This window comes from Jiangella asiatica, assembly GCF_004349065.1.
GTDB lineage: Bacteria > Actinomycetota > Actinomycetes > Jiangellales > Jiangellaceae > Jiangella > Jiangella asiatica.
In genome coordinates, this window is sequence record NZ_SMKZ01000025.1 from 17097 (window position 1) to 42763 (window position 25667).

Genomic DNA, 25667 nt, shown 5'->3' on the forward strand with positions numbered 1-25667 from the left:
TCACCAGACCACCGGGAGCCACACGGTCATCTCGCTCCGCCCGCGGTTGCCCCACGCGTAGTAGGGCACGAGCCGCGCCGAGGTGGTGGACACCTCGGCGTCGGTGAGGTCCTCGTACAGAGAATCCTCGGATCCGGCCGGTAGCACGGCCAGCTCGACATCGAGGGCAACGACACGGTGCCCCGCGATGTCGGCGTCGACGGGCGTCAGCGCGGCACCGCGCCGCAGCGCAGCCTGCTCGAGCGTGACCCCGTCGGCGAGGTCGGTGCTCTCGAGGCAGTAGACAAGCGGGCCGCGACGCACGGCCACCTGGTTGGTCGCCTCCTCGGCCAGGCGATGCGCGCGGGTCACCCGGACCGGCATCGGCAGGGTCAGCTCGACCACGTCGCCGGCCAGCCAGTCGCGATCGACCCGGGTGTAGGAACCCGGCGCTGTCACCGTGGCGCTCTCGCCGTTGACGCGCAGCGAGGCGTCCGTCGCCCAGCCCGGGATGCGAAGCCGCAGCGGGAGACCACCGCCCGCCGCCTCGGTGACGGTGAACGTGATCCGCCCGTCCCACGGGTAGTCGCTGTCCTCGTGCAGGGCGAGCGCGCGGCCGTCGTCGGTCGAGACCCGAAGGTCGCTGCCGCCGTAGAGGTGCACGTACAGGCCGTCGTCGCCCAGCGCGGCGACCCGTTCGTGGAAGCGCGCCAGGGTGCGCGCGATGTTGGGTGGGCAGCAGAAGACGGAGAGGTAGGCCTGGCGCAGCCGGGCGTCGGAGGGCGGTGGCTGCGGGGCGGGGCGGATGGCGGTGTCTCCGGGGCGCCGCAGGGGATACGGCAGGTCGCGTACCTGGCGCAGCGGGTTGGTGTAGAAGTACTCCGAGCCTTCGAGGCTGACGCTCGCGAGCAGGCTGTTGAAGGCGATCTGCTCGATCACGTCGGCGTACTTCGCGTCGCCGGTGAGCGACAGCATCCGCTCGCTCCACAGGATCATGCCGACGTTGGCGCACGACTCGTTGTGCGCAGTCGTGTGCGGTAGCTGGTACGCGCGGCCGTAGGCCTGGTGGACCCGGCTGATCTGGTCCTGCCACGGATATCCGTCGGGGGACGCGCCGTCGTACAGCGCGCCGCAGCCACCGGTGATGTAGAGCTTCGTGTCGACGACGTCGTCCCACAGCCGCGTCAGGACGCCGGCGAGTTGGTCGTCGCCCGTCTCCATGACGAGATCGGCGAGCCCCGCGAACAGGTAGTTGGCGCGCACTGCGTGACCGGCCATCACGGTCTGTTCGCGGACGGGCACGCGGTCCTGGTTGTCGTCGCCGCCCTGGAAGTCGTCCCGTACCCGCAGGAACGCCTCGGCCAGCCGGAGGCAACGCTCGTCCCCGGTGGCCCGGTAGAGGTCGATCACCGCCATGTAGTGCGACGGGCAGATCGCGCTGCGTGCGAGCTCGACGGGCTTGTCGGCGGCGAGGTGTTCCAGGAAGCCGGCGGCTTTCCGCGCGGCATCGAGCAGGGTGGTCGAGCCGGTGACTTCATGGTGCCGTACGCCGGCGGTGATGAGGTGGCCGAGGTTGTAGGTCTCGAAGTGGAAGCGGTCGGCCAGCTCCGACACGTTCTCGTCGTTGCGGGCGGAGATGATGGTCGGCGTGTGCAGGTAGCCGTCCTCTCGCTGCACCGACGCGATGAGCTGAGCGACCCCGTCGATGGTCGTCGCGAGCTCGGGGTCCGGGTCGGTCTCGAGGCGCGCGACCGCTGCCTCCAGCCACTTGTAGAGGTCGCCGTCCATGAACGGCGGGCCGGAGTGGGTGCCCTGTTCGAGCCCGGCGGCGATGCGGAAGTTCGTCAGGCCGGGGCTGACCGCCGGGTTCTGCAGCGAGTCCCAGATCTGAGGGATCGTCACATCCCGGGTGCGGTCGTGCACGTGACCCCAGAAGCCTCCCGTCCAGCGGGCTTTGTCGGCACCGAGCGGTCTCAGGCGGGCGTGCGCCCGGAGCGCTGTCGTGGCGGGCATCGGGTTCCTTCCGAGAGGGCTTCAGTCTCGTCGTGGGCTCGCGGCGCCGGCAACCAGGCGTGGTCCCGCGGCCAGATTACGGGCGGCTGCAAGTTCTCGCAAGCATGCATGGAAATTCAACAGCGCGCCACAAGATGAATAGAAATTCAAGATTGACTGTTGACACACTCTCGATCCAAGCCTACTGTCAGGCGTCAAACCCCGAAGTCGCATGGTCGTCGTCAAGGAGGACGTCATGGTCAGCCGCCGCAATCGCCGGACGCCGACGGCAGCCGGTCTCGTACTCGTCGCCGTCGCACCCCTCGCGGCCTGTGGTGGCGGCGACGCGACCGACGGCAGCGGTGACGGGACTGACCCCGACGCCTTCACCGTGCTCACCGCCAATGAGAACGAGACCCTCGAGGCCCAGCTCACCGCGCTGGCCGAGAACCAGTGCAAGGCCGAGAACGAGGCCCTGCCGCTGGAGCACCAGAAGACGGCGCAGGCCGACACCGTCCAGAAGGTTACGCTGCTGGCCAGCCAGGACGCGCTGCCTGCCCACTTCATCGCCGGAACCGCGATGGTCCAGCCCGACGGCGACCTCGGCGCGGCGGGGATGGTGCTCGATTACGAGGAGCTGCTCACCCAGGAGGACGCGTGGGACAACGTCCTGCCCGCGGCCGCGTCGACGGTGGAGCACATCTACGGCGGCATGGTGTCCCTGCCGTACCAGTACAACCTCGAAGGTATCTGGTACAACAAGGCGATCTTCGCCGAGCTCGGCATCTCCGAGCCGCAGACCTTCGACCAGCTCATCGCCGCCGGAGACGAGCTTCTCGCGGCCGGCTACCAGCCGTTCGCGCAGGGCGGCGCCGCCGGGTGGCCGCTGACGCGCCTCATCGGCATGTACATCTTCCGCAACGTCGGCCCCGACGCCATGGAGAAGATCCGCGACGGCGAGGCCGAGCTCACTGACCCCGAGTACCTCGCCGGTGCCGAGGCGCTCCAGCAGATGGCCGAGAGCGGCTTCTTCGGCGAGGGCTTCATCTCCCTCGAGCCCGATGCTGCGACGGCGGCCTTCCTCAGCGGCCGGGCGGCGATGAAGTACGACGGCACCTGGATGCTCAGCAGCATCAACGACGAGACGCAGAATCAGATCGGGGTCGAGAACGTCGGCTTCATCCCCTTCCCCGAGGTCGAGGGCGGCGCGGGCACGGCCGATCAGTGGCCGGCGAACGCCGGCGCTGCGATGGCGGCCAACCCCGACGCCGCCGGTCCCAAGGTCGCCGACTGGATCGCGTGCATCGCCGAGAACTACGGCCAGCAGGCGCTGTCCGACGCCGGCGTCCTGTCGGGCTTCCGGGTCAACGGCGAGGTGACGGACATCCCGGAGACGACGAAGCTGATCCAGGAGCAGCTCGCGGAGATCGACGAAACCGTCGCCTGGTTCGAGGCCCTCTTCGACTCCAAGTCCAACTCGCTGGCGTCGACCAACGTGACGCTGCTGACGACGGGTCAGATGACACCGGAGCAATACATGGCCGACCTCCAGGCGAGCATCGACGCCGCCCGCTGACCCCGGCAGAGCCGCCCCGGCCCGTCACGAAGGCAACCGCATGAATCGCGTCTACGGAGACCGCAAGACGATCCTGATCCTCTTGCTGCCGACGCTGGCGATCTACGTCTTCCTCAAGGTCGTGCCCGTCGCGTGGTCGCTGGGCCTCTCGTTCTTCGAGGGCAACACGCTGCGCGGGTTCGAGTTCGTCGGCTTCGACAACTTCACGACGTTCCTCTCCGACGACGCCGCGCTGCAGTCGGTGCGCGTGAGCATCATGTTCGCGGTCCTGGCCACGATCGGCCAGGTCACGCTCGGCTACCTGCTCGCGCTGCTGTACGTCTTCGTGCTGCGGAAGGGTTCGGCGTTCGTGCGGACCGCCGTCTTCTTCCCGATGGTGCTGCCGACCGTCGCGGTGGCGCTGCTGTTCCGCAGCTTCGTGGCCGTCGGGGACACGCAGGGGCCCGTCAACGAGATCATCAACGCCGCCGGAGGGGAGAGCGTCGAGTTCATGGCCTCCACGTGGGGCACCATGGGCACCGCTCTCGCGATGACGCTGTGGAGCTCCATGGGCTTCTACGCCGTCCTGCTGTACACCGGTCTGCTCGACATCCCCGACGAGGTGATCGAGTCCGCGCGCCTGGACGGCGCGGGTGGACTCAGGATGGTGCGCCACGTCATCATCCCGCTGTCGCTGCCCATCCTGCTGTCGTCGATCATCTTCAGCCTCAACGCCACCCTCAAGGTCTTCGACAGCCTCCTCGCGCTCAACAACGGCGGGCCAGGCACCTCCACGGCGCCGCTGACCCTGTACATGTACCGGACCGCCTTCGAGTACGCCGAGTACGGCTACGGAAGCACGATCGCACTGGTGCTGACCCTGTTGTGCCTCGTGTTCACGCTCACCGTCTTCCGGTCGTCCCGCAGGCGGGTGGAGGACTGACGTGACAACTACGCAGAGCCTCGTGGAATCGGGATCGGCAGCACGCGTGCCAAGCCGCCGGGCCACGCAGCCCTTCCGCCGCCGCGCCCGGCGCCGCCTGCGCCGTCTTCCGGTCTGGTGTGCCGTCGGGCTGCTGCTCGTGGTCGTTCTGTACCCGCTGCTGTGGATGATCCTCGGGTCGTTCAAGACCCCCACCGAGTTCTTCGAGAACCCCGCCTGGGCCCTGCCGGAGAGTCTCGATTTCGAGAACTACGTCACGGCGCTCACCCGCGGCGACGTCGCCCTCAACTACCGCAACAGCATGCTGGTGACGCTCCCGTCGGTGTTCCTCATCATCATCCTGGGCGTGGCCGCCGGCTACGCCCTGGAGATCATGATCTGGAAGGGGCGGCACAACACGCTGCTGTTCGTCCTCGCCGGCATCATGGTGCCCGGTCAGATGATCCTCGTGCCGCTGTTCACCATGTACTTCCGCGCCGGCCTGACGGACACCCTCTGGCCACTCGTCCTCACGTACACGGCGATGGGCCTGCCGCTGACGACGTTCCTGATGGCCGCCTATTTCCGGTCGATGCCGCGCGAGATCTTCGAGGCGGCGGCCGTGGACGGGTCCGGGCCGCTTCGGTCGTTCTTCCTTATCGGCGTGCCGCTCATGCGCAACGCCATGCTCACCATCGGCCTCATCCAGTTCTTCAGCGTCTTCAACGACCTGCTCATCGCGCTGACGTTCACGACCGATCCGGAGCTGGCTACGATCCAGCTGGGCCTGTTGAGCCTGAGCGACGAGTACGGCTCCACGCAGTACGGTCCGCTGTTCGCGGCCATCAGTGTCAACATCGTGGTGCTGCTCGTCGTGTTCGCGTTCCTGAACAAGAAGATCATGGCGGGGTTGGCCGCCGGGTCGTTGAAGGGGTGACCGAGTGACCGGATCCGCACCGCGCGTCGCGTTCGTCCACACCGGGGCGGTGGTCATCCCGCCGGTCATGGATCTGGCGCGCCAGCACCTGCCCGAGGCGACGACGGTCAACTACCTCGACGACAAGATCGTCCCCGACCTCGCCGATCCCGAGCGGGCGGCGTCGGTGCCCGCTCGGCTCGAAGGGCTGGTCGGTGCCGCGCGGGACGCCGGCGCGGACCTCGTCATGCTCACGTGTTCGTCGATCTCGACGCTCGCGGCTCCGACGGCGCGGGCCGTCGGCGTCCCGGTCCTGCGGATCGACGAGGCGATGGCCGACGCCGCGGTCGCGGCCGGTGCCCGGATCGCCGTCCTGGCCACGCTGCCGACCACCTGTGCGCCCACGACCGGGCTCATCGAGGAGCGCGCGGCGCTCGCCGGCCGCTCGCCGACTATCACGAGCGAGATCGTCGACGGCGCCTTCGCCGCGGTGTCGAGTGGGGACCGGTCCTCGCACGACCGCCTCGTGGCCGAGGCCATCGAGCGGGTTGCCCGTGACTGCGACGTGGTCGTGCTGGCCCAGGCGTCGATGGCGAGCGCCGCTGCGGCGGTAGTCGTCGAGGTGCCGGTTCTGACCAGCCTGGAGCCGGGCATCCGCCGGCTGCGCGAGGCTGTCGACGAGCTCTGACGGCACGCGTTCCCATGATCAGGAGCAGACTTGTGCTGCCGGAGAGGTTGTCGCGTCATCGTCGGCCGTCCCCGGTGCGCTGGAAATCCTCCGCCACGCTGAGCTGGGCCGATGCCGCCGACGTCGCGAGGGCCGGTGCACATCACCAGGACTTCTCGCCCTCACCAGGGACGCAAGCATGGTGACGCACCAGAAGTCCTGGTGATGTCGCCCATCGTTCGGCGCGCTTGCTACACCTGATCAAGAAGTCGCCGCGGTCAGGCGCGCGCGGTGAGCTCGTTCGCGGTGCGGAGATCGGTCACGAGGGTGGTGACCCACCCGCCGGCCAAGGCCCCGTGGATCGCGTCGAGCTTGCGGCTACCGCCGGCGATGCCGACGCGTCGCGGAATGCGCGTGAGGTCGTCGACGGGGATGGCGATGATGCGGTCGTCGAGCTCGCCGCGCACGAGTGAGCCGTCGGCGCGGAAGATGCGGTGGCAGATGTCGCCGACCGCGCCGTCGTCGACCAGCGCGCGGCGCTCCTCGACCTCGAACGCGTTGCCGCTGGTGGCCAGGACGTCGGACGGTTCGATGCTGCCGATGCCCATGATGGTCATCGTCAGCTCGCGCCAGTGCCGCGTGACCTCCTGCATCGACGGATCGGAGAGCAGGCTGTCGCGGACGGCGGGACTGGCGACCACGCCGGGCGCCTGGACGTAGACGGGCTCCGCACCGAGCATGCGGGCGAGCTCGCCCAGGATGCGGTTGGAGTGGCTCTGTGCCTCGGGCGCGCCGATGCCGCCGAGCAGCTGCACGACCTCGGTCGCGCCGCGGACGGTGAACGGCCGCAGGCGTTCGACCATCGCGAGCACGGTCTGGCTCCAGGAGGACACCCCGATGCGGTCTCCGCCCGACAGCGTCGCCTCGAGGTACGCGGCCGCGCCGGCGCCGACCGCGGCCAACAGCTCGGCCTCGTCGGCGTCGGAGTCGACGTCGACGACGACCGCCTCGGCGATGCCGTACTGTTCCTCCAGCTGCTCCTCCAGCTCGGAGTAGACGCCGGGCGCGACGGTGACGGTAGTGCGGACGATGCCCACGGCCTCGGCGCGCTTGAGCAGCCGCGAGACCTTCGCCTGTGAGATATTGAGCGCAGCGGCGATGTCCGCCTGCCGGACACCCCGCTCGTGGTACATGCGGGCGACCTTGGTGAGCAGGCGGACCTGGCCGTCCTGGGGACGCGTGGCGCGCGCTTTGGACACGTCTGCTCCGATCGATGGCGACCCCGGTCGCCGGCATCGCGATTCGCTAACGAAAGGATATTCATCCAGCAGCGGATCGGCCAGTCGCCGGGCCGGGACGGTCCCGGATCAGCGCGGCAAGGTCGTGGTTCGGGTGTGCGTACCGGGCGGGAGGGTCTCGTCGTCGCGACCGTTCAGCTGGAGGACCGCCTCGGCGCCGACCGGCACCACCGCGTCGACGTGGAGGTCCCGCCCGTCGAGGCGCCAGGAGATGGCGGCCTCGCCGTACGGGGTGAGGTGACGGGCGGCGGCCGACGTCAGCCCGCCGCCGGGCCGCGGTGCGAAGCGGATGCGCCGATAACCGGGCTCCGCCGGTGCCAGGCCCGCGACCACACGATGCATCCAGTCGGCCACCGCGCCGAGGGCGTAGTGGTTGAACGACGTCATGGTGCCGGGGTTGACGGTGCCGTCGGGCAGCAGCGAGTCCCACCGCTCCCACACGGTCGTGGCGCCCATCGTCACCTGGTACAGCCACGACGGACACTCGCGCTCCATGAGGAGGTCGTACGCGGTCTCGGTGTGGCCCGAGTCGCTCAGCGCATCGGTCACCAGCGGCGTGCCCACGAAGCCGGTCGCGATTCGGTTGCCAGCCTTGCGCACCAGCTCGGCCAGGCGGGTCGCCGCGGCAGCGCGGCCGTTCTCGTCGGGGATCAGGTCGAACCGGAGCGCCAGGGCGTAGGCGGTCTGCGCGTCGCTGGTCATCGTCCCGTCGTCGTGCACGTACGCCGCCGCGAAGGCCGCGGCGACCTCGTCGGCCAGGGCGTCGTACCGCTCGGTCTCCGCGGCGAGCCCCAGTGCCTCGGCCATGCGCGCGACGATGCGCGTCGACCGCGCGAAGTACGCCGTCGCCACCAGATAGCGGTCGGTACGCGCGTCGGCCGGGTCCTCGGGAGGTGCCGCCGGATCGAGCCAGTCGCCGAGCTGGAATCCGGTGTCCCACCGTCGTGACGGGCCCGACAGGCGCTCGACGAGGTCCACCCAGCGGCGCGCGCTGTCGAACTGCGCGTCGAGCACGCCGAGGTCGGCGAACCGCTCGTAGAGCGTCCACGGCAGCAGCGTGGCGACGTCGCCCCACGCCGCGCCCGGACGCAGCGGCGTCCACATCTGGTGCGCGGGGATGACCGGCACGTACCAGGGCACCGTCCCGTCGGGCAACTGCTCGATCGCGACGTCGCGCAGCCAGCCCGACAGCATGCCGCTCACGTCGAACAGGTACGACGCGGTCGGCCCGAAGACCTGGATGTCGCCGGTCCAGCCGACCCGCTCGTCGCGCTGGGGGCAGTCGGTCGGGATGTCGACGACGTTGCCCCTCATGCCCCACACGACGTTGTCGTGCAGGCGGTTGAGCAGCGGGTCGGACGACTCGAACCAGCCGGTGCGCTCAAGGTCGGTGTGGATGACCCGGGCGACGATCGAACCGTCGCCGGCCGCGGCGTCGAGGTCGCCGGGCCAGCCGGACACCTCGACGTAGCGGAAGCCGTGGAACGTGAAACGTGGCTCCCACTCCTCGCCGTCCGGGCGTCCGGCCAAGGTGTACGTGTCGGTGGAGCGCGCCTCTCGCAACGGCCGGGTGTACAGCTCGCCGTCCTGGAGCACCTCCGCGGTGCGCAGTGAGACCGACGCGCCCGCCTCGCCGGTCGCGCGGATGCGCACGCGCCCGACGAGGTTCTGGCCGAAGTCGAGGATGTGGCGGCCGCTGGGGCTGGTGAGCACCGCGACGGGCGCGACGTCCTGGGTACGGCGGACCGGGGGTGCGGTCGGTGCCACGAGCGTCGCGGGATCGCGGTGGCGCACCGAGACGACCTCCCAGGCGCTGTCGTCGAAGCCCGCGCGGGACCACCCCGGCTGCTCCTCGCGGGCGTCGTGGTCCTCGCCGTCGTAGATGCCGGTGCGGATGATCGGGCTGGGTGCGGCGCGCCACGAGGGATCGGTGGCGACCACCTCGCGCGTGCCGTCGGCGTAGGTCAGCTCGAGCTGCCCGAGGAACGACAGGTCGTAGCCGTAGAGGTTGCGGAAGCCGCCCCGCCACCCCAGACGGCCGCGGTACCAACCGTCGCCGAGCCACGCGCCGATGGCGTTCTGGCCGGGCCGGACGAGCCCGGTGACGTCGTAGGTGTAGTAGCGCAGCCGTTCGCCGTAGACCGTCCACCCCGGCGACAGGGTGTCGTCGCCGACCCGCTCACCGTTGATCTCGGCCTCGTACAATCCGTGCGCCGTCGCGTACAGCCGTGCGCGCACCAGGCCGGCGCGCGCCTCGAAGTCCCGGCGAACGATCGACGGGCGGCGCTCGTCGGAGTCGGGGTCCTCGTTCCAGGTGGCACCGACCGGCCGGGCGACCCAGTCCGCGGGGGCGAGCAGGCCCACTTCGACGGTGGCCGGATCGGACGGCGCCGACCATGCACCGTTCGTCCCACGGACGGCGACCCGGACCGTCGCCGCCTCGCGCGATCGCAGCGGCGAGGCGGGCCACGGCACGAGGATCTGCTCGGCGGACTCCACCTCGTACGAGTGGATGTTGCCGTTCCTGACGATGTCGATCCGGTAGGCGGTCTGCCGCCAGCCCGACGGCGCCGACCGTACCCGCCACGACAGGCGCGGTCGCGGCTCGCCGATGCCCAGAGCGTCCCGATGGTGTTCGAAGCGGGGTGCGTCGACGACGGTCGCCATGCCGGGTCTCCCTCATGGATCGAAACGATTCAAGATAGTCTAGGGCCACTGCCGCCGCGGCGCTGACCGGCGGCGTCTCGTCCCGCTCCACACGCGGCTGAACAGGAGATCCAGGTGATCGGCGTCACCGGTAGTGGCGGCAAGCTGGGCAAGGCAACAGTGGCGCGGCTGCGAGCCGACGGCCACGACGTCATGGGCTTCGACCTGGCGGGCCCTCCGGGCGCGGGGTTCACCCGCGTCAACCTGACCGACTTCGGGCAGACGCTCGACGCGTTCCTGTCGGTCACCGCCCGCCACCACGGCCTCGACGCCCTGGTGCACCTGGCCGCGATCCCTGTGAACGGGCTCGTGCCCGACGCCGCCACCTTTCACAACAACGTGACGGTGTCGTTCAACGCGCTGTTCGCCGCCCATCGCGCCGGCATCCGCACCATCGTCCTCGCGTCGAGTATCACCGCCATGGGATTCCCGTTCGACGAAGCGCCGCCGGCCCTCCCCGTCGACGAGACCTACACCCGCGCCACCAACACCTACGGATTGGGAAAGGTCGCTGAGGAGGCGATGGCGGCGCAGCTCGTCACCTGGGCCCACGGCACCTCGATCACGGCGCTGCGCTTCACGAACGTCGTCGCCGAGGACGAGTACGCCACCTTCGAGCGGGCGGAGGATCCGGGCTACCGCCGCGACCTCCTCGGATCGTGGGTCGACGCGCGCGACGGTGCCCGGGCCATCGCGCTCGCGCTCGCGGCGGCTCAGCCGGGCTTCGAGGTGTACAACGTGGCGGCACCGGAGTCGGGCTCGCGCATCCCCTCGCGGCGGCTGGCCGCGGACTGGTTCCCGGGGACCCCGGTCGCCGACGACCTCGGCGAGTACGAGTCGCTCATGTCCACCCGCAAGATCCGCGAGCGGCTCGGGTTCGTCGCGGCGCACGACTGGCGCTGAGGCCCAGCCGTCGTCACAGCGACGACCACGCCACCCCGATGCCCCGGTGCTCGGGCAGCGCGTAGCCGCCGACGTCGACCGGGGACTTCAGCCGTCGGACCGCACAGTAATAGTGGTGCAGGCGGTCCTGGTGCCGGATCACCGACGGCTTGTGAGCGTGCCAGTCGTCGAGGCTGCCCGGTGCTCCCACACCGACCAGGACGTCACCGGTCTTGACCCACGTGACGAGGTCGTCGGAGACGGCGACCAGCTCTTGCGCGTGTCCGTCGCCGCCGAGGCCGAAGTAGAACATCACCCACGTGCCGTCGGGTGCCCGGAGGACGCACGGGTCGGAGGCGAACCGCTCGTCTGGCGAGCCCGGACCGCCGTTCGGCAGCAGCGGCTCGTCGGCGACGCGACCCCAGTGCACGAGGTCGTCCGACACCGCCGCCCCGGTCTGCTCGATCCAGCGGCCGTCGTCGCGGTCCTTGGCGTTGTAGAACAACCAGTACCTGCCGTCGTGGCGCATCAGCCAGGACTTGTAGAGACCGCCGCGCTCCCACCGGCCGCCGTCCTCGGGACGAAGGAGCTCGCCGTGCTCCTCCCAATGCAGGAGGTCGCGGCTGCGGACGATGCCGATGACGGCCGAGCCGTGCTCGTAGCCGGCCTGCGGATAGGCGTGGTACGTGCCGTAGTGCCACCCGTCGACGGTGACCAGCTCGCCGTCGCCCGTGAGGTCGTTGTCGCGCAGGATCGACGTCAATGCGGTGTTGTAGCGACGGTGCGGCGAGGTGGGGTCGCGCGGGAGGACGAGCGTGGGACTCGACCACGTCCGGCCGTCGAACCACGACACGCCGGTCTGATAGCCGATGCCGTCCCAGCCGACGACGGTCATGCCCAACTTCCCGTCGCGCCGGAAGGCGAACGGGCAGTCCACGCCGTGGCTGTTCCAGTCGCCGGCCCGCCAGGTCGGCGCGATCACCAGCTCGGCGGAGCGATCGGTCGGTCTCACGTAGGGCGGCAGAACGGCCATGAACACAGGGCTCCGGGGGAGACGCTCGCGTTGACACGCGATGGCGGATCTGGTCGGATTGAAACGTGTCAATCCATCCTACCGTCCCGGCCGTGGACCGCCGGGATCTCGTCGATCGGCACCGCGTCCATCTCACCGCCGCAGCTCCCGAGTCGCCGCTCAGCGTCGGCAACGGAGACTTCTGCTTCACCGCGGACTGCACCGGACTCCAGACCCTCGCCGACTGGCACACCCGGGCCAGCGCGAGGCGCGACGAGCGCAGCGCCACACCGCTCGGGACGCAGTCCTCGTGGGCCTTCCACTGGGCGCCGAACCCGGACGGAGTGACGCTGGCCGACACCGAGCGGCAATACCCCGACCCGGCCGGTCGCGAGCTGAGCTTCCCGACGGCGTACGACTGGCGGCTGTCCGACGAGGAGGCCCGGCGCCTCCAGCCCGCGGGGCACTACTTCTGGACCAACCCGCAGCGGCTGCATCTCGGCCGGGTCGCCTACGTGCTCCGCTCGCCGGACACGCGTGCTCCCGTCGTGACCCCGGGGCCGATCGACGACGTCGACCAGACGCTCGACCTGTGGACCGGTATCTTGACCAGCGCCTTCTCCCTCGAGGGGCGGCGCACCACCACCCGTACCGCCGTCCATCCGCACCGTGACGTCCTCGCCGTGCACGCCGCGTCCGGCCTGTTCGCCGGCGGCGACGCCCGGCTGCGGGTCTCGTTCGGCGCCGTGGACGACACCTTCGAAGCCGAGGAACGCACGGACGACCCCGACGCGCACCGGAGCATCGTCGAGCTGACCGACGCGCGCACCGTCGTCGTCCGGCGGGCCGTCGACGACGCCTGCTACGTCGTGCGCGCACACGTGGTGGGCGCCTCGTTCGAGCACACCGACCGCCACGCGCTCGACGTCGTGCCCGAGGGCGACGGCGTCCACCTGGTGGTGGAGTTCACCCCCGGGCCGTCCGACGAGCCGCTGCCCAGCGCGGCGGCGGTCTTCGCGGAATCCGAGCGGCACTGGGAGCGCTTCTGGCGCTCCGGGGCCGTGGTCGACTTCAGCGGCAGCAGCGACCCCCGCGCGGGCGAGCTCGAACGCCGCGTGGTCCTGTCGCAGTACCTCACCGCGATCCAGTGCGCGGGGACGCTGCCGCCGCAGGAGAGCGGCCTGGTCTGCAACTCGTGGGCCGGCAAGTTCCATCTCGAGATGCACTGGTGGCACGCGGCGCACTTCCCGATGTGGGGCCGGCCCGAGCTGCTCGAGCCGAGTCTGGAGTGGTACCGGTCGATCCTCCCCGTCGCCCGGCGCAACGCCGAGCGCAACGGCTACCGCGGGGCGCGCTGGCCGAAGCACGTCGGCCCGGAGGGGGTCGAGAGCCCCAACGACATCGGGCCGCTGCTGGTGTGGCAGCAGCCGCACCCGGTGTACTTCGCCGAGCTCGTGTTCCGCGCCCGCGGCGACGACCCGGCCGTACTGGAGGCCTACGGCGACCTCGTCGACGAGACCGCGGAGTTCCTCAGCTCGCTGCTGTGGTGGCGCGACGGCGAGGCGCACCTCGCACCGCCGGTCATGCCGGCACAGGAGCGCTACGAGGCCGCCACGACCTGGGACCCGACGTTCGAGCTCGCCTACGTCGCGTGGGCCCTGGGCGTCGCGTGCGAGTGGCGCCGGCGGCGTGGGCTGGAGGTCCCCGACGCGTGGGAGCGCGCCATCACGGGCATGGCGCCGCTGCCGACGGCGGACGGGCGCTACGAGGCCGTCCGCGGGCAGTGCGCCGTCATCGACCACCCGTCGCTGCTGGGGGCGCTCGGGTTCGTACCGGACTCGCCGCTCGTCGACCGCGACACCATGTCAACCACCCTCGACTGGGTCCTCGAGGCCTGGGACTGGCGGACGACGTGGGGCTGGGACTTCCCGCTGATCGCCATGTGCGCCCGCGAGCTCGGGCGGCTCGACCTCGCGTTCGACACGCTCCTGTCGCCGCGGCCCCGCAACCGCTACCTCGCGAACGGGCACAACTTCCAGGTGCCGAACCGGCTCCCGCTGTACCTGCCGGGCAACGGCGGGCTGCTCGCGGCGATCGCGATGCTGGTCACGGACAAGACCGGCACCGTCGTCGCGGACCTGCCCGACGGCTGGGTCGTCCGGGCCGACGGCTTCCCACCGCGCCCTTAGACCGCGTCCAGCCCCAAATGATCACGTTCAGCACGAGATCTCGTGTCACACCATGCTCGCAATCATGGTGAGGCTCGGGTGATCCTGCTGAACGTGATCATTTCGATCGCGGACACGGTGGTCGCGCGGCTCAGCCCTTCACCGCTCCGGACGTCACGCTGCTCATCACCATGCGGCGGAAGAACAGGAACAGCACGATCAACGGGATGGTCGCGAGCAGCGTCGCGGCCATGACGACCGGGTAGTCGCTGGTGCCGTGGGTGCCGTTGAGCTGCTGCAGCGCCACCGGGAGCGTGTAGAGGGCGGAGTCGTTGAGGACGAGCAGCGGCCATAGGTACTCGTTCCAGTTCCACATGAACTGGAACACCGTGAAGCCCGCGATGGCCGGCCGCAGCGCCGGCACGCCGACGTGCCAGAAGACGCGGAGGAACCCGGCGCCGTCGACGCGCGCGGCCTCGATCACCTCGTATGAGACCGCCTCGCGGGCGGCCTGGCGCATCCAGAAGATGCCGAACGCGCTGGCCGCTCCCGGGACGATCAGCGGGAGGTAGGTGTTGATCCAGCCGAGGTCGACGTAGATCTGGAACATCGGAACCAGCATGACGCCGGTGGGCAGCGTCATCGTCACGAGCAGGATCGCGAACAGCCAGTCGCGGGCGGGGAACCGGAACATCGCGAACACGAAGCCCGAGAGCGCCGCGATGGTGACGGTGACGGCGGTGGCGACGACGGACACGAACACCGAGTTGAGGAACGCCTGGTGGAAGTCGACGCTGTCGAACAGCCGGCCGATGTTGGCGACGAGCTGGCTGCCGGGGATGAGCCGGGGCGGGCTGCCGAAGATGTCCGACGTCCGGCTCGTCGACATCACGACCAGCCAGTAGAACGGGAACGCGAACAGGGCGGCGGCCGGGACCAGCACGAGGTGCTGGACCCACATCCGTGGGCGGGACTTCACGACAGCTCCTTCCGGCGCTTTGCGATGACCCTGGCGTTGAGGACCGCGAGCAGGATGAGCACGACGAAGATGCCCCAGCCGATGGCGGTGGCGAACCCGAGGTCGGTCGGGACGGTCTGCAGCGTCGCGCCCATGTACCGCACCTGGAGGAACATCATCGTGACCACTGAGTCGTTCGGGCCGCCCAGCCCGTTGGTCAGCACCTGCGGCTCGGTGAAGATCTGGAAGCCGCTGATCGTGCCGGTGACGGCGACGAAGGCCACGGTGGGCAGGATCATGGGGATCGTGATCGAGCGCAGGATGCGCCAGGAGCCGGCGCCGTCGAGCCGGGCCGCTTCGTACAGCGTCGGCGGGATCGACGAGATACCCGCGAGAAAGATGACCACGAAGTAGCCGAAGCTCCGCCAGAAGATCATGATCGAGACGACCAGGCGGACGCCCCACTCGGTGGTCATCCAGGGAACCGACGACAGTCCGACCCCCTCGAGGATCGCGTTGATGATGCCGTACTCGTTGGAGAACAGCGACTGGAACACGATCGCGACCGCCACGATCGAGGTCACCTGTGGCAGGAAGAACATGGTCTGGTACAGGCCGCGGGCGCGCAGTTTCGGCGAGCTGAGCAGCGCCGCGGCACCCAGGGACGCGAGGATGACGGGGACCTGCGCGGTCAGGAAGATGATGACCGTGTTGCCGAGGGCGTGCGTGAACTCGCCCGAGGAGAACAGCCGGACGAACTGGTCGGGCCCGACCCATTCGATGTCGCCGAGGCCGTCCCACGACACCATCGACAGGTAGACGGCGAACAGGAGCGGGAACAGGCCGAACGCGGCGAAGAGGATGAAGAACGGCGAGATCGCGAGGTACTCCCGCCAGTAGCGCAGGAGCGACCTGCGCTTTCTGAGCTGAGGCGTCGTCGTCTTCCCGGGGCGTCGCGTCGTTGCGGTCTGCGTCATATGGCCCTCCGCGCGGGCGGCGCCGTGCCCGGCACCGCCCGCGAATGTCGGATCACAGTTCGGCGGTCGCCGCGAGCAGTGACTCGTAGACCTCCGCGGGATCCTCGTCCGAGCTCGCCAGGTCGTTCAACGCCACGAAGAACTGGGCCGCGACCGTTCCGCTGTTGGGGCCCTGGTAGACCAGCGGCGCCTCGGCCGCCGTCTGGGCGAGGACGCCGAGGGTGTCCTGCCCGCCGTAGAAGTCCTGCGGTGTCGCCACCTCGGGATCGGCATGGACGCCGGTCGAGGCCGGGAAGAGGCCCTTGTCGAGGTAGCCGGCCTTCTGGAACTCCGCGCCCCCGATGAACGCGGCGAGCTCACGAGCCTCGTCCGGGTGGTCGCTCGCGGCGAGGGCGGCGACGTACGAGCCGCCGGTCGCGGCCGGGCCGCCGGGCACCGTGGTGACTCGCCAGGCGCCGGACTGCTGCTCGCCGGCCGACTGGAGCAGTCCGTCCTCCCACGCGGGTCCGACGAAGGCGACGATGTCCTCCTGCGTCATCGCCGCGTTCCACTCGGGCGTGTACGGCTCGGTGTTCGTGCACAGGCCGTCCTGTGCGAGTGCCGCGGACTCGACGAAGGCGTCGTGCGAGATGGGCGAGTCGACGGCGTTCACGGCCTCGCCGTCCTGCTGTTCGAAGTAGGCGTAGCCCTGCTGCGCGAGCCGCGCCTGGTAGACCTGACCGGCGTGGTCGCACACGTACTGGCCGGTCGCGGCGGTGGCTTCGGCGAGCTCGCGGTACGCCTCCCACGAGTCGATCTCCGCGGCGACGGCCTCCGGCTCGGTCGGGTAGCCGAGCGCTTCCAGGGCGTCCGCGCGGTAGAAGAACCCCCACGGGCCGATGTCGGTGGGGAGCGTGAGCTGCTTGCCGTCAGGGGTGAGGCCGAGATCGAGCGTCCAGTCGACCGCGTCGCTCGCGGCGGCCTCGTCCGCGAGATCCAGGAACTGGTCGGAGACGCTGAAGAACGACGGCAGGCTGCCGCCCATGACGACGACGTCGGGCAGGCCGCTCTTCGACCGCAGCGCGGCCCGCAGCTTGTCCTCGATGTCGGGGATGTCCTGGAAGGTGATCTCGTAGTCGGGGAACTGCTCGTCGAGCAGCTGCTGGACGTCGTCGGGCACCGAGTTGCTTCGAGCCCAGAGCGTCAGCTCGACCTGGCCGTCGGAGGCCTGGTCGTCGCCGCCGCACCCGGCCAGGGCGCCGACCGTCGCGATGGCCGCGCCAGCTGCGAGCATGCGAGGAAGTCTCATCGTCGTCTCCACTCAGGGGGTGAGTAACAACGGTTGTCGCGGACCTATACGTTTCAGTGACATGGGCGCCGGGCGCCGGGCCGATGCTATGTTGCATGAACATTCACGTCAACACGATTATGCAAGCTGGTGCCGTCAACGGTCCGAAAGGGAGCACACACCCATGTCCCATGAGCTCTATCGACCGATCGAGCTGTCCTTCGAGGGAGACACCGTTATCCCGGCGGACCGAACGCCGCTGTGGGTGCGCTTCACCCACGAGTCCGCCGGTGAGCACGTGCTTCCCGGGTTCTGGGACGGCGAGCGGACCTACCGCGTCCGGTTCGCGCCGGAGGAGACAGGCACGTGGACCTGGCGCAGCGAGAGTGCCGAGGACCCCGCGCTCGCCGGCGTCGAGGGGACGTTCGACGTCGTCGCGGGCGGGGAGCATGGTCCGGTCCGGGTCGCCAACCGGTTCCATTTCGCCCACGCCGACGGGACGCCGTTCCGGCCCGTGGGCACGACCGCCTACAACTGGCTGCACCAGGACGAGCCGCTCTTCTCCGAGACGGTGGACGCCGTCGCCGACGCCGGGTTCAACAAGCTGCGGTTCATGGTCTTTCCGCAGGCCGGCGGCTACATCGAGCACACCCCCGAGCTGTTCCCGTTCGAGCGGACGGACGGGAAGTGGGACGTGACGCGGCCGGTGATCCCGTTCTTCCGGCGCCTCGACGCCGCCGTCGAGGCGCTGGGGCGTCGCGGCGTCCAGGCGGATGTCCTGATCTTCAACGCCTACGACCGCGGCTACTTCGGGCTCAACGAGCTCACCGAGGACGAGGACGACGTCTACCTGCGGTACCTCGTGGCTCGGCTGGCGGCGCATCCGCACGTGTGGTGGTCGCTGTGCAACGAGTTCGACCAGCTCCAGCGGCCCGCCCGGCGGTGGGACCGTGCCGGGCATCGCCTGGCCGAGCTCGACCCGCACGCGCACCTGCGCTCGATCCACAACTGGGTCGAGCTCTACGACAACAACCAGCCGTGGGTCACGCACGCCTCGATCCAGAACGGGTCGGCGACCACCGAGTTCGGCCGCGCGAACCTGTACCGCGACGTCTACGGCAAGCCCGTCGTGCTGGACGAGATCAAGTACGAGGGCGACATCCCCGAGCGCTGGGGCCGGCTGACGGCCCGGCAGCTCGTCGACCAGTTTTGGATCGCGACTGTCTCGGGGTGCTACGCCTCGCACGGCGAGAGCTTCGTCACCAAGAGCGGCAGCCTGCACATGGTCGAGGGCGGCCCGCTGCGTGGGGAGTCGCCCGCGCGGCTGCGGTTCCTGCGCGGCATCCTCGAGGACCTCGTCGTTCCCGGCCTCGACCCGATCGACAAATGGGACGACCCCGCGCACGCGGCCGGCGTGTCGCGCCGCCAGTACGTGCAGTACCTCGGTGCGTCGGCGCCGCGGACGTGGGCGTTCCGCCTTCCCGTCGGGGTCCCCGGCGAACGGCCGGAGCCCGGCGACGTCTTCGAGGTCGACGTCATCGACACCTGGAACATGACGGTGACGCGCGTCGACCGCCGGTTCACCCTCACCGAAGTCCTGCGCAAGGACGCCTACGATCGTGACTGCGCCCCGCTGGAGCTGCCGCACGGAGAGGCGATCGCACTGAGGATCACGCGAGTCGAGGACTGACATGCCGGAGGCCACCGGAGACCGCTTGCACGCCTGGCGGGCGGGGCCGCGCCTCGGCGCGGCCTACTACAACGAGTACCTGCCGGACCCGGACCGGCTGGCGGAGGACCTGTCGCTGATGCGTGCCGCCGGCATCACCTGCATCCGGGTCGGTGAGTCGGTGTGGTCGACCTGGGAGCCGTCCGACGGCCGGTTCGACCTGGACTGGCTCACCCCGGTGCTCGACGGCGCCGCCGAGCACGGCATCGACGTGATCCTCGGCACCCCCACCTACGCGGTGCCGCCGTGGCTGAGCCGGAAGCATCCCCAGCTCGCCGTCGTCGGCCGGAACGGGCGGACGGTGCCGTGGGGCGCACGGCAGGAGGTCGACTACACCTCCGAGCTGTTCCGCGGGTACGCCGAGCGGGTGATCCGGGCGGTGCTCGGCAGGCACGGCCGCCACCCCGCCGTCGTCGGCGTTCAGCTCGACAACGAGCCGGGCCTGCACCTCATCCACAACGACCATGTCGTCGAGCGCTTCCGCACGTGGCTGGCCGACCGGTACGGCGACGTCGACGCCCTCAACCGGGCCTGGGGGCTCGCGTACTGGTCGCACCGGCTGTCGGGGTGGGACGACCTGTGGACGCCGGCCGGCAACACCACACCGGCGTACGACCTGGCCTGGCGGCGCTTCCAGGCCGAGCTCACCGCGGAGTTCGTCGGCTGGCAGGCCGGCATCGCGCGTGAGCTCCTCGGGCCGGAGACGTTCCTCACGACGTGCATGGCCTACCAGCGCCCGGCCATGGACGACGTCGCCGTCGGCTCGGTGCTGGACGTCGCCAGCGGCAACGCGTACTACCTGGCGCAGGACGCTCTGCACGCGGTCCGCGACGGTGCCGGTGGCCGGTGGTACGCCGACGACGTCGCCCAGCTGGTCCTCATGGCCGACCGGATGCGAGCCACCCGCGACGACGCCTTCCTGATGACCGAGACCGGCGCCGCTTCGATCGGCCCGGCACACCTGACGCGGCCACCGTACGCCGGCCAGCTCGCCCAGGTGGCGTGGCTGCTCGTCGCGCGGGGCGCCCGGCTCGTGTCGTACTGGCACTGGCACACCCTGCACTCCGGCGCCGAGGTGCATTGGGGCGGGATCCTCGGGCACGGCCTGCGGCCGGGACGCGTCTACGACGAGATCGCCGGCATCGGCCGTCAGTTCGCCGCCGCCGCGCCGTGGCTCGCCGACGCCGAGGCCGAAGCGGGCGTCGGGATCGTCTACGCCCACGACAGCGAGTGGATGATGGCGTTCGAGCCGCCGCTGCCCGGGCCGGGGGAGTCCGGCGACCGGGGGTCCTATGCGCGCATCGTGGGCGCGTTCGGTCGGGCCGTGCTGGACGCCGGACACCAGGCGGCGTTCGTCAACGAGCGCCAGCTCACCGATGCCGGCGACCTGCTCCGCCGGTTCCCCGTCGTGGTCGTGGCTGGCCTGATCGCGGCGTCGGACCGCACGCTGGCGCTCCTCGCGGAGTACGTCGAGGCGGGCGGCCGGCTCGTCGTCGGCCCGCGAACCGGCTACGGCGACGACGAGGGCCGGATGCGGGCGACGTCGCCGGCCCCGGCGGTGCTGCACGACCTCGCCGGCGCGGGCTACGAGGAGTTCGCGGCGCTGGCCGAGCCGGTTCCCGTCGAGTTCGACGGCGCGACGGGTGAGGCGCGCGGGTGGATGGACGCGCTCGTCGCCGAGGACGCCGAGGCCGTGGCGCGGTACCGGCACCCGCATTTCGGGACCTGGGCGGCGGTCACCCGCCGGCAGGTCGGCCGCGGCGAGGTGACCGTGGTGGGAACGCTGCTCGACCGGACGCTCCTGGCCCGGGTCGTCGCCGAGGCGGCCGGCGCCGTGTCACCGGAGCCGCCCCTTTCGGTCGAGCCGCTCGAGGTGACGGCACACTCGGTCGTCGGGCCACGGGGCCGGGTCTGGGTCGTGCACAACTGGGCGCCGGAGCCTCGTTCCGCGCGCCTGGAACGAGCGGTGGCCTCCGTCGTCGACGACTGCCGCCACGACGCGGGCGCGTCGGTCACCCTCGAGCCGTGGGCCGTCCGGGTGTGGCGGGAGTGACCTGGAAGCTTCGCCACGACAGTGCTGGCAGGACCACCCGCCGCTCGCGACCGTCGAGCGACACCGCGATCGTCCGCGTGGCGATGTCGAGGTTGGACGTGAACACGACGTCGTGATCGCCGTGGCGGGCGCCGACGGCCCAGACGAGCCCGTCCGGGCTCTCGCCGTGGAGGGCTCTGGCGCCCGCGGCCGCAGCCAGGTGGCTGATCGCCGTCGCGACGGGGAACGGGTCGCAGGAGGCCGAGCGGACACCGCGAGGCCCCCACTCCTCGAAGTAGGTGAGGCTCGCCACGCCCGGTACCGCGAGCGCGGCGGCGCTCGCGATGGTCCAGGCCGCCAGCTCCGGCGCCTGCTGTCGCGGGTCGACGGCATCGGTGGGCTCGGAGCCGGTGGTCGCCGCGTCGTTGAACCGCGGGCGCAGCGTGATCGGGCCGACGTGGACGGGTGTGCCGCGTGCGTACGAGACCGTCTGTCGGGCCACGAGCCGCTGCATCGCGACCGACTCGACGAGCTGGTCGGTGCTGAGCTCGTGAAACAGCGGCGTCAGGGCGACGGTGAGCCCGGCGAGCTCGTCCGGGAGGTCCCCGCGCCGGCGGTTCAGCTCGGTGAAGTGCGAACGTGAGCCGCCGACGACGGGGACCGTCGCCCCGGCCGTCGTCAGCGCATCGCGCAGTGCTGCCACGAGGACCGCCTCGGACACGTGCGACGCGGTGCCGAAGGCGGCGACCCGGAGGACCGCGTGCGTTCGCAGCCGTCGCGCGAGCTCGTGCAACAGTCCGCCAGGGGGTGGCACGGGGAGGATCACGCGGACGTCGAGCGGCAGCCCGCGTCCGGCGGCCCGGGCGAGCTCGGCCGGCCAGGTCGACATCGCGAGGTCCAGCTCCACCAGCAGCGACCGGCCGATCCGCGACAGGCCGTCCGGCTCCGGGTCGGGGGCCGTCGAGGCGGCGACCCCGACCGCGGGGAACGGCCCGTCGGGGGTCAGCTCGATGCGCTCGCGTGGTGGATGGACGGTGACGGACGGCGCTCCGGAGACGGTCACCGTCACGCTCTGGCGAACCCGCTCACCTGGGGCCAGACGATAGGGGAACGGCAGGCACAGCGGGCGGCTGTAGGTCTTGAACGAGGCATCGGTCCAGTTGCGCTGGTCCTCCATCTCGAAGACGTCGCCGGTGAACTCGACGGCGACACGAAGCCCGTCGTCGTCCCAGGCCAGCGCCGCGATGTCGGACGCGGGCTGGTGCGGGCTGATGTCGGCCGGGAACCTCGTCGACTCACGCGACCCGTCGGGGTGGGTGACAGTGAGCCTCGTGCCGGCCAGCCGGGGCGGATGCAGCACGACCAGGCCGGTGCGGTTGGTCTCGAACTCCCGGTCCGACACCGCGTCGAACTCGACCGACAAGATGCCTCCGCGTGCGTGCACACGGAGCGTGCCGGACAGGCCGGCGCCGAAGCTCAGCGACCGCACCGGGACCTCGAGGGTGTCGCCGTCGTCGCCGCCGGTGATCGGGCCGAGGGTCCACTCGCCGGTCCGCCAGTCCCGGTCCCGCAGGACGGCGCGGACGCCGCGCAGCACCGGCCGGTCCTTCCAGGCCAGGTCCGCGAGCTCGTCGCCACGCAGCTCGAGCGACCACGGCCCGCTGCGCCACATCCTGGACCGCGCGTGCGAGAACACCCGCTAGCGCTCGATCGTGTCGAGGTGCAGCATGCGGGCCAAGTTCTTGTCGAGCTCGTCGTCGCGGAAGACCTTCTTCCAGTCATCCTTGACGATGCTCTCGCGGCCGTAGTCCATCGCGATGAGGCACGCGTCGCTGAACGGGTTGTCGCCGCGCAGGCCATTCGCCAGCGCCACCTGGGTGTGGCCGAGCAGGATGCTGCGGGCGGCGGGCTCGGGAACGCCCATCGTGCGCACGGCCTCGTCGAGGGCCTCCTTCAGCAGCGCGCCGACCATGCACGCGATCGTCTCGACCAGCGTCGGTTCCAGCTGGGCGAGCTGCTTGACGGTGACCCAGTGGACGTCGACCACCGGTGCGTAGATGGCACGCACGGTGGTCTCGACGATCGCCGCGGCGGCCGGGTCGTCGGACTCGATCGCGGCGATCGCGTCCTGTGGTGCCGCGATGCCGCCGAAGGTGTCGGCGTACTCCTCGGGGGTCGTGCGCCGCAGGAAGATCGACGGGTGACACGGGTGGGCGACGGCCTGGGTGAGGTCGTCCCGGGTCGTGAGCAGTCCCGCGTACGCGGCGGCGGGGTCCAGCGTGAGGGCGACGCAGCCGGGCCGCATCTGCGGCACCAGCTCGGCGGTCACGGACCGCAGCGCGAGGTCGGGCACCGCGAACACGACGATGTCGGCGTCGGCGACGGCGGTCGAGGCGTCGGTCAGCTCGCGTCCGGCGTCGAGCGTGCGCTGCTGCCCGGCGCGGGAGTTCTCGACGTAGCGGACCCGGTGAGGCGTCTTCACGAGGTTGTTCGAGATGCGCATCCCCATCTTGCCGCCGGCTCCGATGACGGCGATGGTGAGGACGTCGGTGGGCGCTGTCATGGTGTGCTCCTGAGGTAGTCGAGGGTGATGCGGGTCCAGTCCCGCTCGGTCCGGACGGTGGTCGGTGCGTCGCCCTGCCACGGCAGCCAGTGCTCGACGATCTCGTTGATGCCCCGCTCGCGCGGCCGCACGGTGTCGAGCAGGTGCGGGTAGTCGTGCAGCCCGGAACCCATCGGCGCGCCGCCGTAGGTGAACCCCACCCAGCCCGGCTGCCGCGCGAAGGCGAAGTCCTTGACGTGCACGTTGGCCACGTGGCCGGCCGTCAGCTCGACGGCATCGCGCGGCCGTTCCAGCCTGGCCACCACGTTGCCGGGGTCCAGGCAGATCCCGAGGCGCTCGGTTCCGAGCGACGACACGAGCGCGACCAGGTGGTCCGTCGGGACCTGCTCGTACGTCTCCAGGGCCAGAGTGACCCCGGCCGCCTCGTACGCCGGCAGGGCGGCGCCGAGCCAGTCCTTCGCCTCGGCGAGCGTCGGGCGTGAGTCCGGGCCGTTGAGCATGCTGCGTACGAGCCGGGCGTCGAACCGGTCGGCGAGATCCAGGAAGCGGGTGAGCCGGCCGGGCTCGATCCCCTTCGTGCCCAGCTCGATCGTCAGGCCCAGGTCGCGTGCGGCCGCCGCGGCGCGCCGCAGGTCGGCGTCATCCATGGTCTCCAACGGCGCGTAGTCGCAGATCTGGAACAGCTCCACGCCCAGCTCGCGGGTCGCCTGGAACGCGCCGACCAGCGACAGCGGCTCGTCGACGCGGTCGGAGTGCTGCCAGAAGAAGGCGTACGTCCCGAGCCCGATCATGCGCGGTCCGGGACCGGTGAGCGGCGCGACGCGAGCGTGGCAGCCTCGTCGACGACCGCGGCCAGCGCGTCGGTGTCGTGGGCGAACCGGCCGAGGAAGAGGCCGTCGACGCAGACGCCCAGCTCGGTGAGGAGACCGGGGCCGGCGGACCCGCCGTAGATGACGGTGCTGCCTGCCCGGCCGGGCATCGTGTCCAGAGCCGTGCGCAGCGCGCGACTCACGGCGGTGATGTGCGCGGGCGGTGCCGGTTCCGCGGCCGCGATCGCCCACACCGGCTCGTAGGCGACGATCACCGGGCCATCCGGGGTCCGGTCGAGCCCGGCGTGCACCTGCGCGACGGCAGCGGCCGCGGCGCCGTCCGTGGCGAGCCGGTCGGCCTCACCGACGCACAGCACCGGGGTCAGGCCGTGGCGCAGCGCCGCGGCGCTCTTGGCGGCGACGTCGTCGTCCGTCTCGCCGAACAGCCGCCGTCGCTCGGCGTGTCCGACCTCGGCCAGACGCACGCCGACCTCTGCCAGCTCGGCGGCGCTCACCTCGCCGGTGAAGGCGCCGGTGTCGTGGCCGGCAACGTCCTGCGCACCAACCCGGACGTTCGTGCCGGCGAATGTCGCGAGGGCCGGCAGGAGCTGCAGATAGGTGGGCATCACGAACAGCCCGACCGCGCCCGAGGCGACGGCGGGATGCGCCCGTGCGAGTGCGGCGACCCGCTCGCACCACTCGGCGGCCCGGCGATGACCGAAGTACATCTTCAGGCTCACCCCCACGGCGACCGCCGCGGCCATCAGCAGGACCCCGTCGTCTCGAACTCGTCGAGGACCGCCACCTTCGCCGCCGACGCGGACTCGGGATCGAACCGGTACGAAAGCCATTCCCGGACGAGCCGGCGAGCCAGCTCGATGCCGATGACGCGCTGACCCATCGCGAGCACCTGGGCGTCGTTGGAGAGGACGGAGCGCTCCACCGAGAAGCTGTCGTGCGCGGTCACGGCGCGGATTCCGGGCACCTTGTTCGCGGAGATCGCGACGCCGAGCCCGGTGCCGCAGATCAGCAGGCCGCGGTCGACGTCGCCGGCGGCGATCCGTTTCGCGGCTTCGATGGCGACCTTCGGGTACGGGGTGTGGCCGTCGGCGTCCACGCCCATGTCGACGACGGAGGCGACCCCGGGATGCTGCTCGAGGTCGCGCTTGAGGGTCTCCTTGTAGTCGAAGCCGGCGTCGTCGCTGCCGATGACGATCCGCAGGGGCTGGAGCACG

General features: G+C 70.8%; 20 protein-coding genes. 8 read left to right on the forward strand and 12 right to left on the reverse strand.

What is annotated here, in order from left to right; all coding sequences use genetic code 11:
* On the reverse strand, positions 1-1992 hold the full coding sequence (locus tag E1269_RS17645; RefSeq protein ID WP_131896879.1) for a glycoside hydrolase family 127 protein: 1992 nt from the start codon (positions 1990-1992) through the stop codon (positions 1-3).
* A gap of 235 nt (positions 1993-2227) precedes the next feature.
* On the opposite strand from E1269_RS17645, the gene E1269_RS17650 reads away from it, so the two are divergent.
* Genes E1269_RS17650 through E1269_RS17665 form a run of 4 tightly spaced genes read left to right on the forward strand, consistent with a single transcriptional unit; the run spans position 2228 to position 6052 of the window.
* On the forward strand, positions 2228-3547 hold the full coding sequence (locus tag E1269_RS17650; protein ID WP_131896881.1) for an ABC transporter substrate-binding protein: 1320 nt from the start codon (positions 2228-2230) through the stop codon (positions 3545-3547).
* 40 nt (positions 3548-3587) lie between these two features.
* Entirely contained in the window at positions 3588-4469 is an 882-nt protein-coding gene (locus E1269_RS17655; protein ID WP_131896883.1) for a carbohydrate ABC transporter permease, read from the forward strand.
* A 46-nt stretch (positions 4470-4515) separates the two neighbouring features.
* A complete protein-coding gene (locus E1269_RS17660; protein ID WP_203433825.1) occupies positions 4516-5385 on the forward strand; it encodes a carbohydrate ABC transporter permease in 870 nt (289 codons plus the stop codon).
* A gap of 4 nt (positions 5386-5389) precedes the next feature.
* Positions 5390-6052 carry an aspartate/glutamate racemase family protein gene (locus E1269_RS17665; protein WP_131896887.1) on the forward strand — a complete coding sequence of 221 codons (663 nt, stop codon included), beginning with the start codon at positions 5390-5392 and terminating at the stop codon, positions 6050-6052.
* A 257-nt stretch (positions 6053-6309) separates the two neighbouring features.
* Here the strand turns inward: E1269_RS17665 and E1269_RS17670 are convergent, their stop codons facing one another.
* Both E1269_RS17670 and E1269_RS17675 read right to left on the reverse strand, forming a co-directional pair.
* On the reverse strand, positions 6310-7290 hold the full coding sequence (locus E1269_RS17670; protein ID WP_131896889.1) for a sugar-binding transcriptional regulator: 981 nt from the start codon (positions 7288-7290) through the stop codon (positions 6310-6312).
* Between the two features lie 108 nt (positions 7291-7398).
* The gene (locus E1269_RS17675) at positions 7399-9996 is read right to left on the reverse strand and encodes an alpha-L-rhamnosidase (RefSeq protein WP_131896891.1); all 2598 of its coding nucleotides are present in this window, start codon (positions 9994-9996) and stop codon (positions 7399-7401) included.
* A 114-nt stretch (positions 9997-10110) separates the two neighbouring features.
* Between E1269_RS17675 and E1269_RS17680 the strand changes: the two genes are divergently transcribed.
* Complete coding sequence (locus E1269_RS17680; protein WP_131896893.1) at positions 10111-10938, forward strand: NAD-dependent epimerase/dehydratase family protein; 828 nt, start codon at positions 10111-10113, stop codon at positions 10936-10938.
* Positions 10939-10951: 13 nt separating this feature from the next.
* On the opposite strand, the gene E1269_RS17685 is transcribed toward E1269_RS17680, so the two are convergent.
* The gene (locus tag E1269_RS17685) at positions 10952-11929 is read right to left on the reverse strand and encodes a glycoside hydrolase family protein (RefSeq protein WP_162606474.1); all 978 of its coding nucleotides are present in this window, start codon (positions 11927-11929) and stop codon (positions 10952-10954) included.
* A gap of 113 nt (positions 11930-12042) precedes the next feature.
* Here E1269_RS17685 and E1269_RS17690 point away from each other — a divergent pair, with 113 nt between their 5' ends.
* Positions 12043-14118: a perphorin family protein gene (locus E1269_RS17690; RefSeq protein WP_131896897.1), complete on the forward strand. Its 2076-nt coding sequence runs from the start codon at positions 12043-12045 to the stop codon at positions 14116-14118.
* Between the two features lie 130 nt (positions 14119-14248).
* Here the strand turns inward: E1269_RS17690 and E1269_RS17695 are convergent, their stop codons facing one another.
* From E1269_RS17695 to E1269_RS17705, 3 genes are read right to left on the reverse strand one after another with little or no spacing between them, the layout of a single operon-like run.
* Positions 14249-15076 (reverse strand): carbohydrate ABC transporter permease, encoded by an 828-nt coding sequence (locus E1269_RS17695; protein ID WP_131896899.1) that lies wholly within the window; start codon positions 15074-15076, stop codon positions 14249-14251.
* Complete coding sequence (locus E1269_RS17700) at positions 15073-16032, reverse strand: carbohydrate ABC transporter permease (protein WP_131896901.1); 960 nt, start codon at positions 16030-16032, stop codon at positions 15073-15075. Before E1269_RS17700 ends, E1269_RS17695 begins: the two co-directional genes overlap by 4 nt.
* Positions 16033-16084: 52 nt before the next feature.
* Positions 16085-17305 (reverse strand): ABC transporter substrate-binding protein, encoded by a 1221-nt coding sequence (locus tag E1269_RS17705; protein WP_162606475.1) that lies wholly within the window; start codon positions 17303-17305, stop codon positions 16085-16087.
* A 178-nt stretch (positions 17306-17483) separates the two neighbouring features.
* Here E1269_RS17705 and E1269_RS17710 point away from each other — a divergent pair, with 178 nt between their 5' ends.
* Both E1269_RS17710 and E1269_RS17715 read left to right on the forward strand, forming a co-directional pair.
* Complete coding sequence (locus E1269_RS17710) at positions 17484-18989, forward strand: apiosidase-like domain-containing protein (protein ID WP_131896905.1); 1506 nt, start codon at positions 17484-17486, stop codon at positions 18987-18989.
* A gap of 1 nt (position 18990) precedes the next feature.
* Positions 18991-21081 (forward strand): beta-galactosidase, encoded by a 2091-nt coding sequence (locus E1269_RS17715; RefSeq protein ID WP_131896907.1) that lies wholly within the window; start codon positions 18991-18993, stop codon positions 21079-21081.
* On the opposite strand, the gene E1269_RS17720 is transcribed toward E1269_RS17715, so the two are convergent.
* From E1269_RS17720 to E1269_RS17740, 5 genes are read right to left on the reverse strand one after another with little or no spacing between them, the layout of a single operon-like run.
* The gene (locus E1269_RS17720) at positions 21041-22756 is read right to left on the reverse strand and encodes a D-apionate lactonase family protein (protein ID WP_131896909.1); all 1716 of its coding nucleotides are present in this window, start codon (positions 22754-22756) and stop codon (positions 21041-21043) included. The genes E1269_RS17715 and E1269_RS17720 overlap by 41 nt on opposite strands.
* 3 nt (positions 22757-22759) lie before the next feature.
* Positions 22760-23623, reverse strand: coding sequence for a phosphogluconate dehydrogenase C-terminal domain-containing protein (locus E1269_RS17725; protein ID WP_131896911.1), 864 nt, complete (start codon positions 23621-23623; stop codon positions 22760-22762).
* Positions 23620-24414, reverse strand: coding sequence for a sugar phosphate isomerase/epimerase family protein (locus tag E1269_RS17730; RefSeq protein WP_131896913.1), 795 nt, complete (start codon positions 24412-24414; stop codon positions 23620-23622). The genes E1269_RS17725 and E1269_RS17730 overlap by 4 nt, the downstream gene beginning before the upstream one ends.
* A complete protein-coding gene (locus E1269_RS17735; RefSeq protein ID WP_131896915.1) occupies positions 24411-25196 on the reverse strand; it encodes a triose-phosphate isomerase family protein in 786 nt (261 codons plus the stop codon). The genes E1269_RS17730 and E1269_RS17735 overlap by 4 nt, the downstream gene beginning before the upstream one ends.
* A complete protein-coding gene (locus tag E1269_RS17740; RefSeq protein ID WP_131896917.1) occupies positions 25196-25666 on the reverse strand; it encodes a ribose-5-phosphate isomerase in 471 nt (156 codons plus the stop codon). The genes E1269_RS17735 and E1269_RS17740 overlap by 1 nt, the downstream gene beginning before the upstream one ends.
* Position 25667: the final 1 nt, after the last annotated feature.

Coding starts and splice junctions, on each gene's coding strand:
- E1269_RS17645 (WP_131896879.1), bottom strand. CDS start 1,992: ATGCCCGCCACGACAGCGCTCCGGGCGCACGCCCGCCTGAGACCGCTC.
- E1269_RS17650 (WP_131896881.1), top strand. CDS start 2,228: ATGGTCAGCCGCCGCAATCGCCGGACGCCGACGGCAGCCGGTCTCGTA.
- E1269_RS17655 (WP_131896883.1), top strand. CDS start 3,588: ATGAATCGCGTCTACGGAGACCGCAAGACGATCCTGATCCTCTTGCTG.
- E1269_RS17675 (WP_131896891.1), bottom strand. CDS start 9,996: ATGGCGACCGTCGTCGACGCACCCCGCTTCGAACACCATCGGGACGCT.
- E1269_RS17700 (WP_131896901.1), bottom strand. CDS start 16,032: ATGACGCAGACCGCAACGACGCGACGCCCCGGGAAGACGACGACGCCT.
- E1269_RS17705 (WP_162606475.1), bottom strand. CDS start 17,305: ATGCTCGCAGCTGGCGCGGCCATCGCGACGGTCGGCGCCCTGGCCGGG.
- E1269_RS17710 (WP_131896905.1), top strand. CDS start 17,484: ATGTCCCATGAGCTCTATCGACCGATCGAGCTGTCCTTCGAGGGAGAC.
- E1269_RS17715 (WP_131896907.1), top strand. CDS start 18,991: ATGCCGGAGGCCACCGGAGACCGCTTGCACGCCTGGCGGGCGGGGCCG.
- E1269_RS17725 (WP_131896911.1), bottom strand. CDS start 23,623: ATGACAGCGCCCACCGACGTCCTCACCATCGCCGTCATCGGAGCCGGC.
- E1269_RS17730 (WP_131896913.1), bottom strand. CDS start 24,414: ATGATCGGGCTCGGGACGTACGCCTTCTTCTGGCAGCACTCCGACCGC.
- E1269_RS17735 (WP_131896915.1), bottom strand. CDS start 25,196: ATGGCCGCGGCGGTCGCCGTGGGGGTGAGCCTGAAGATGTACTTCGGT.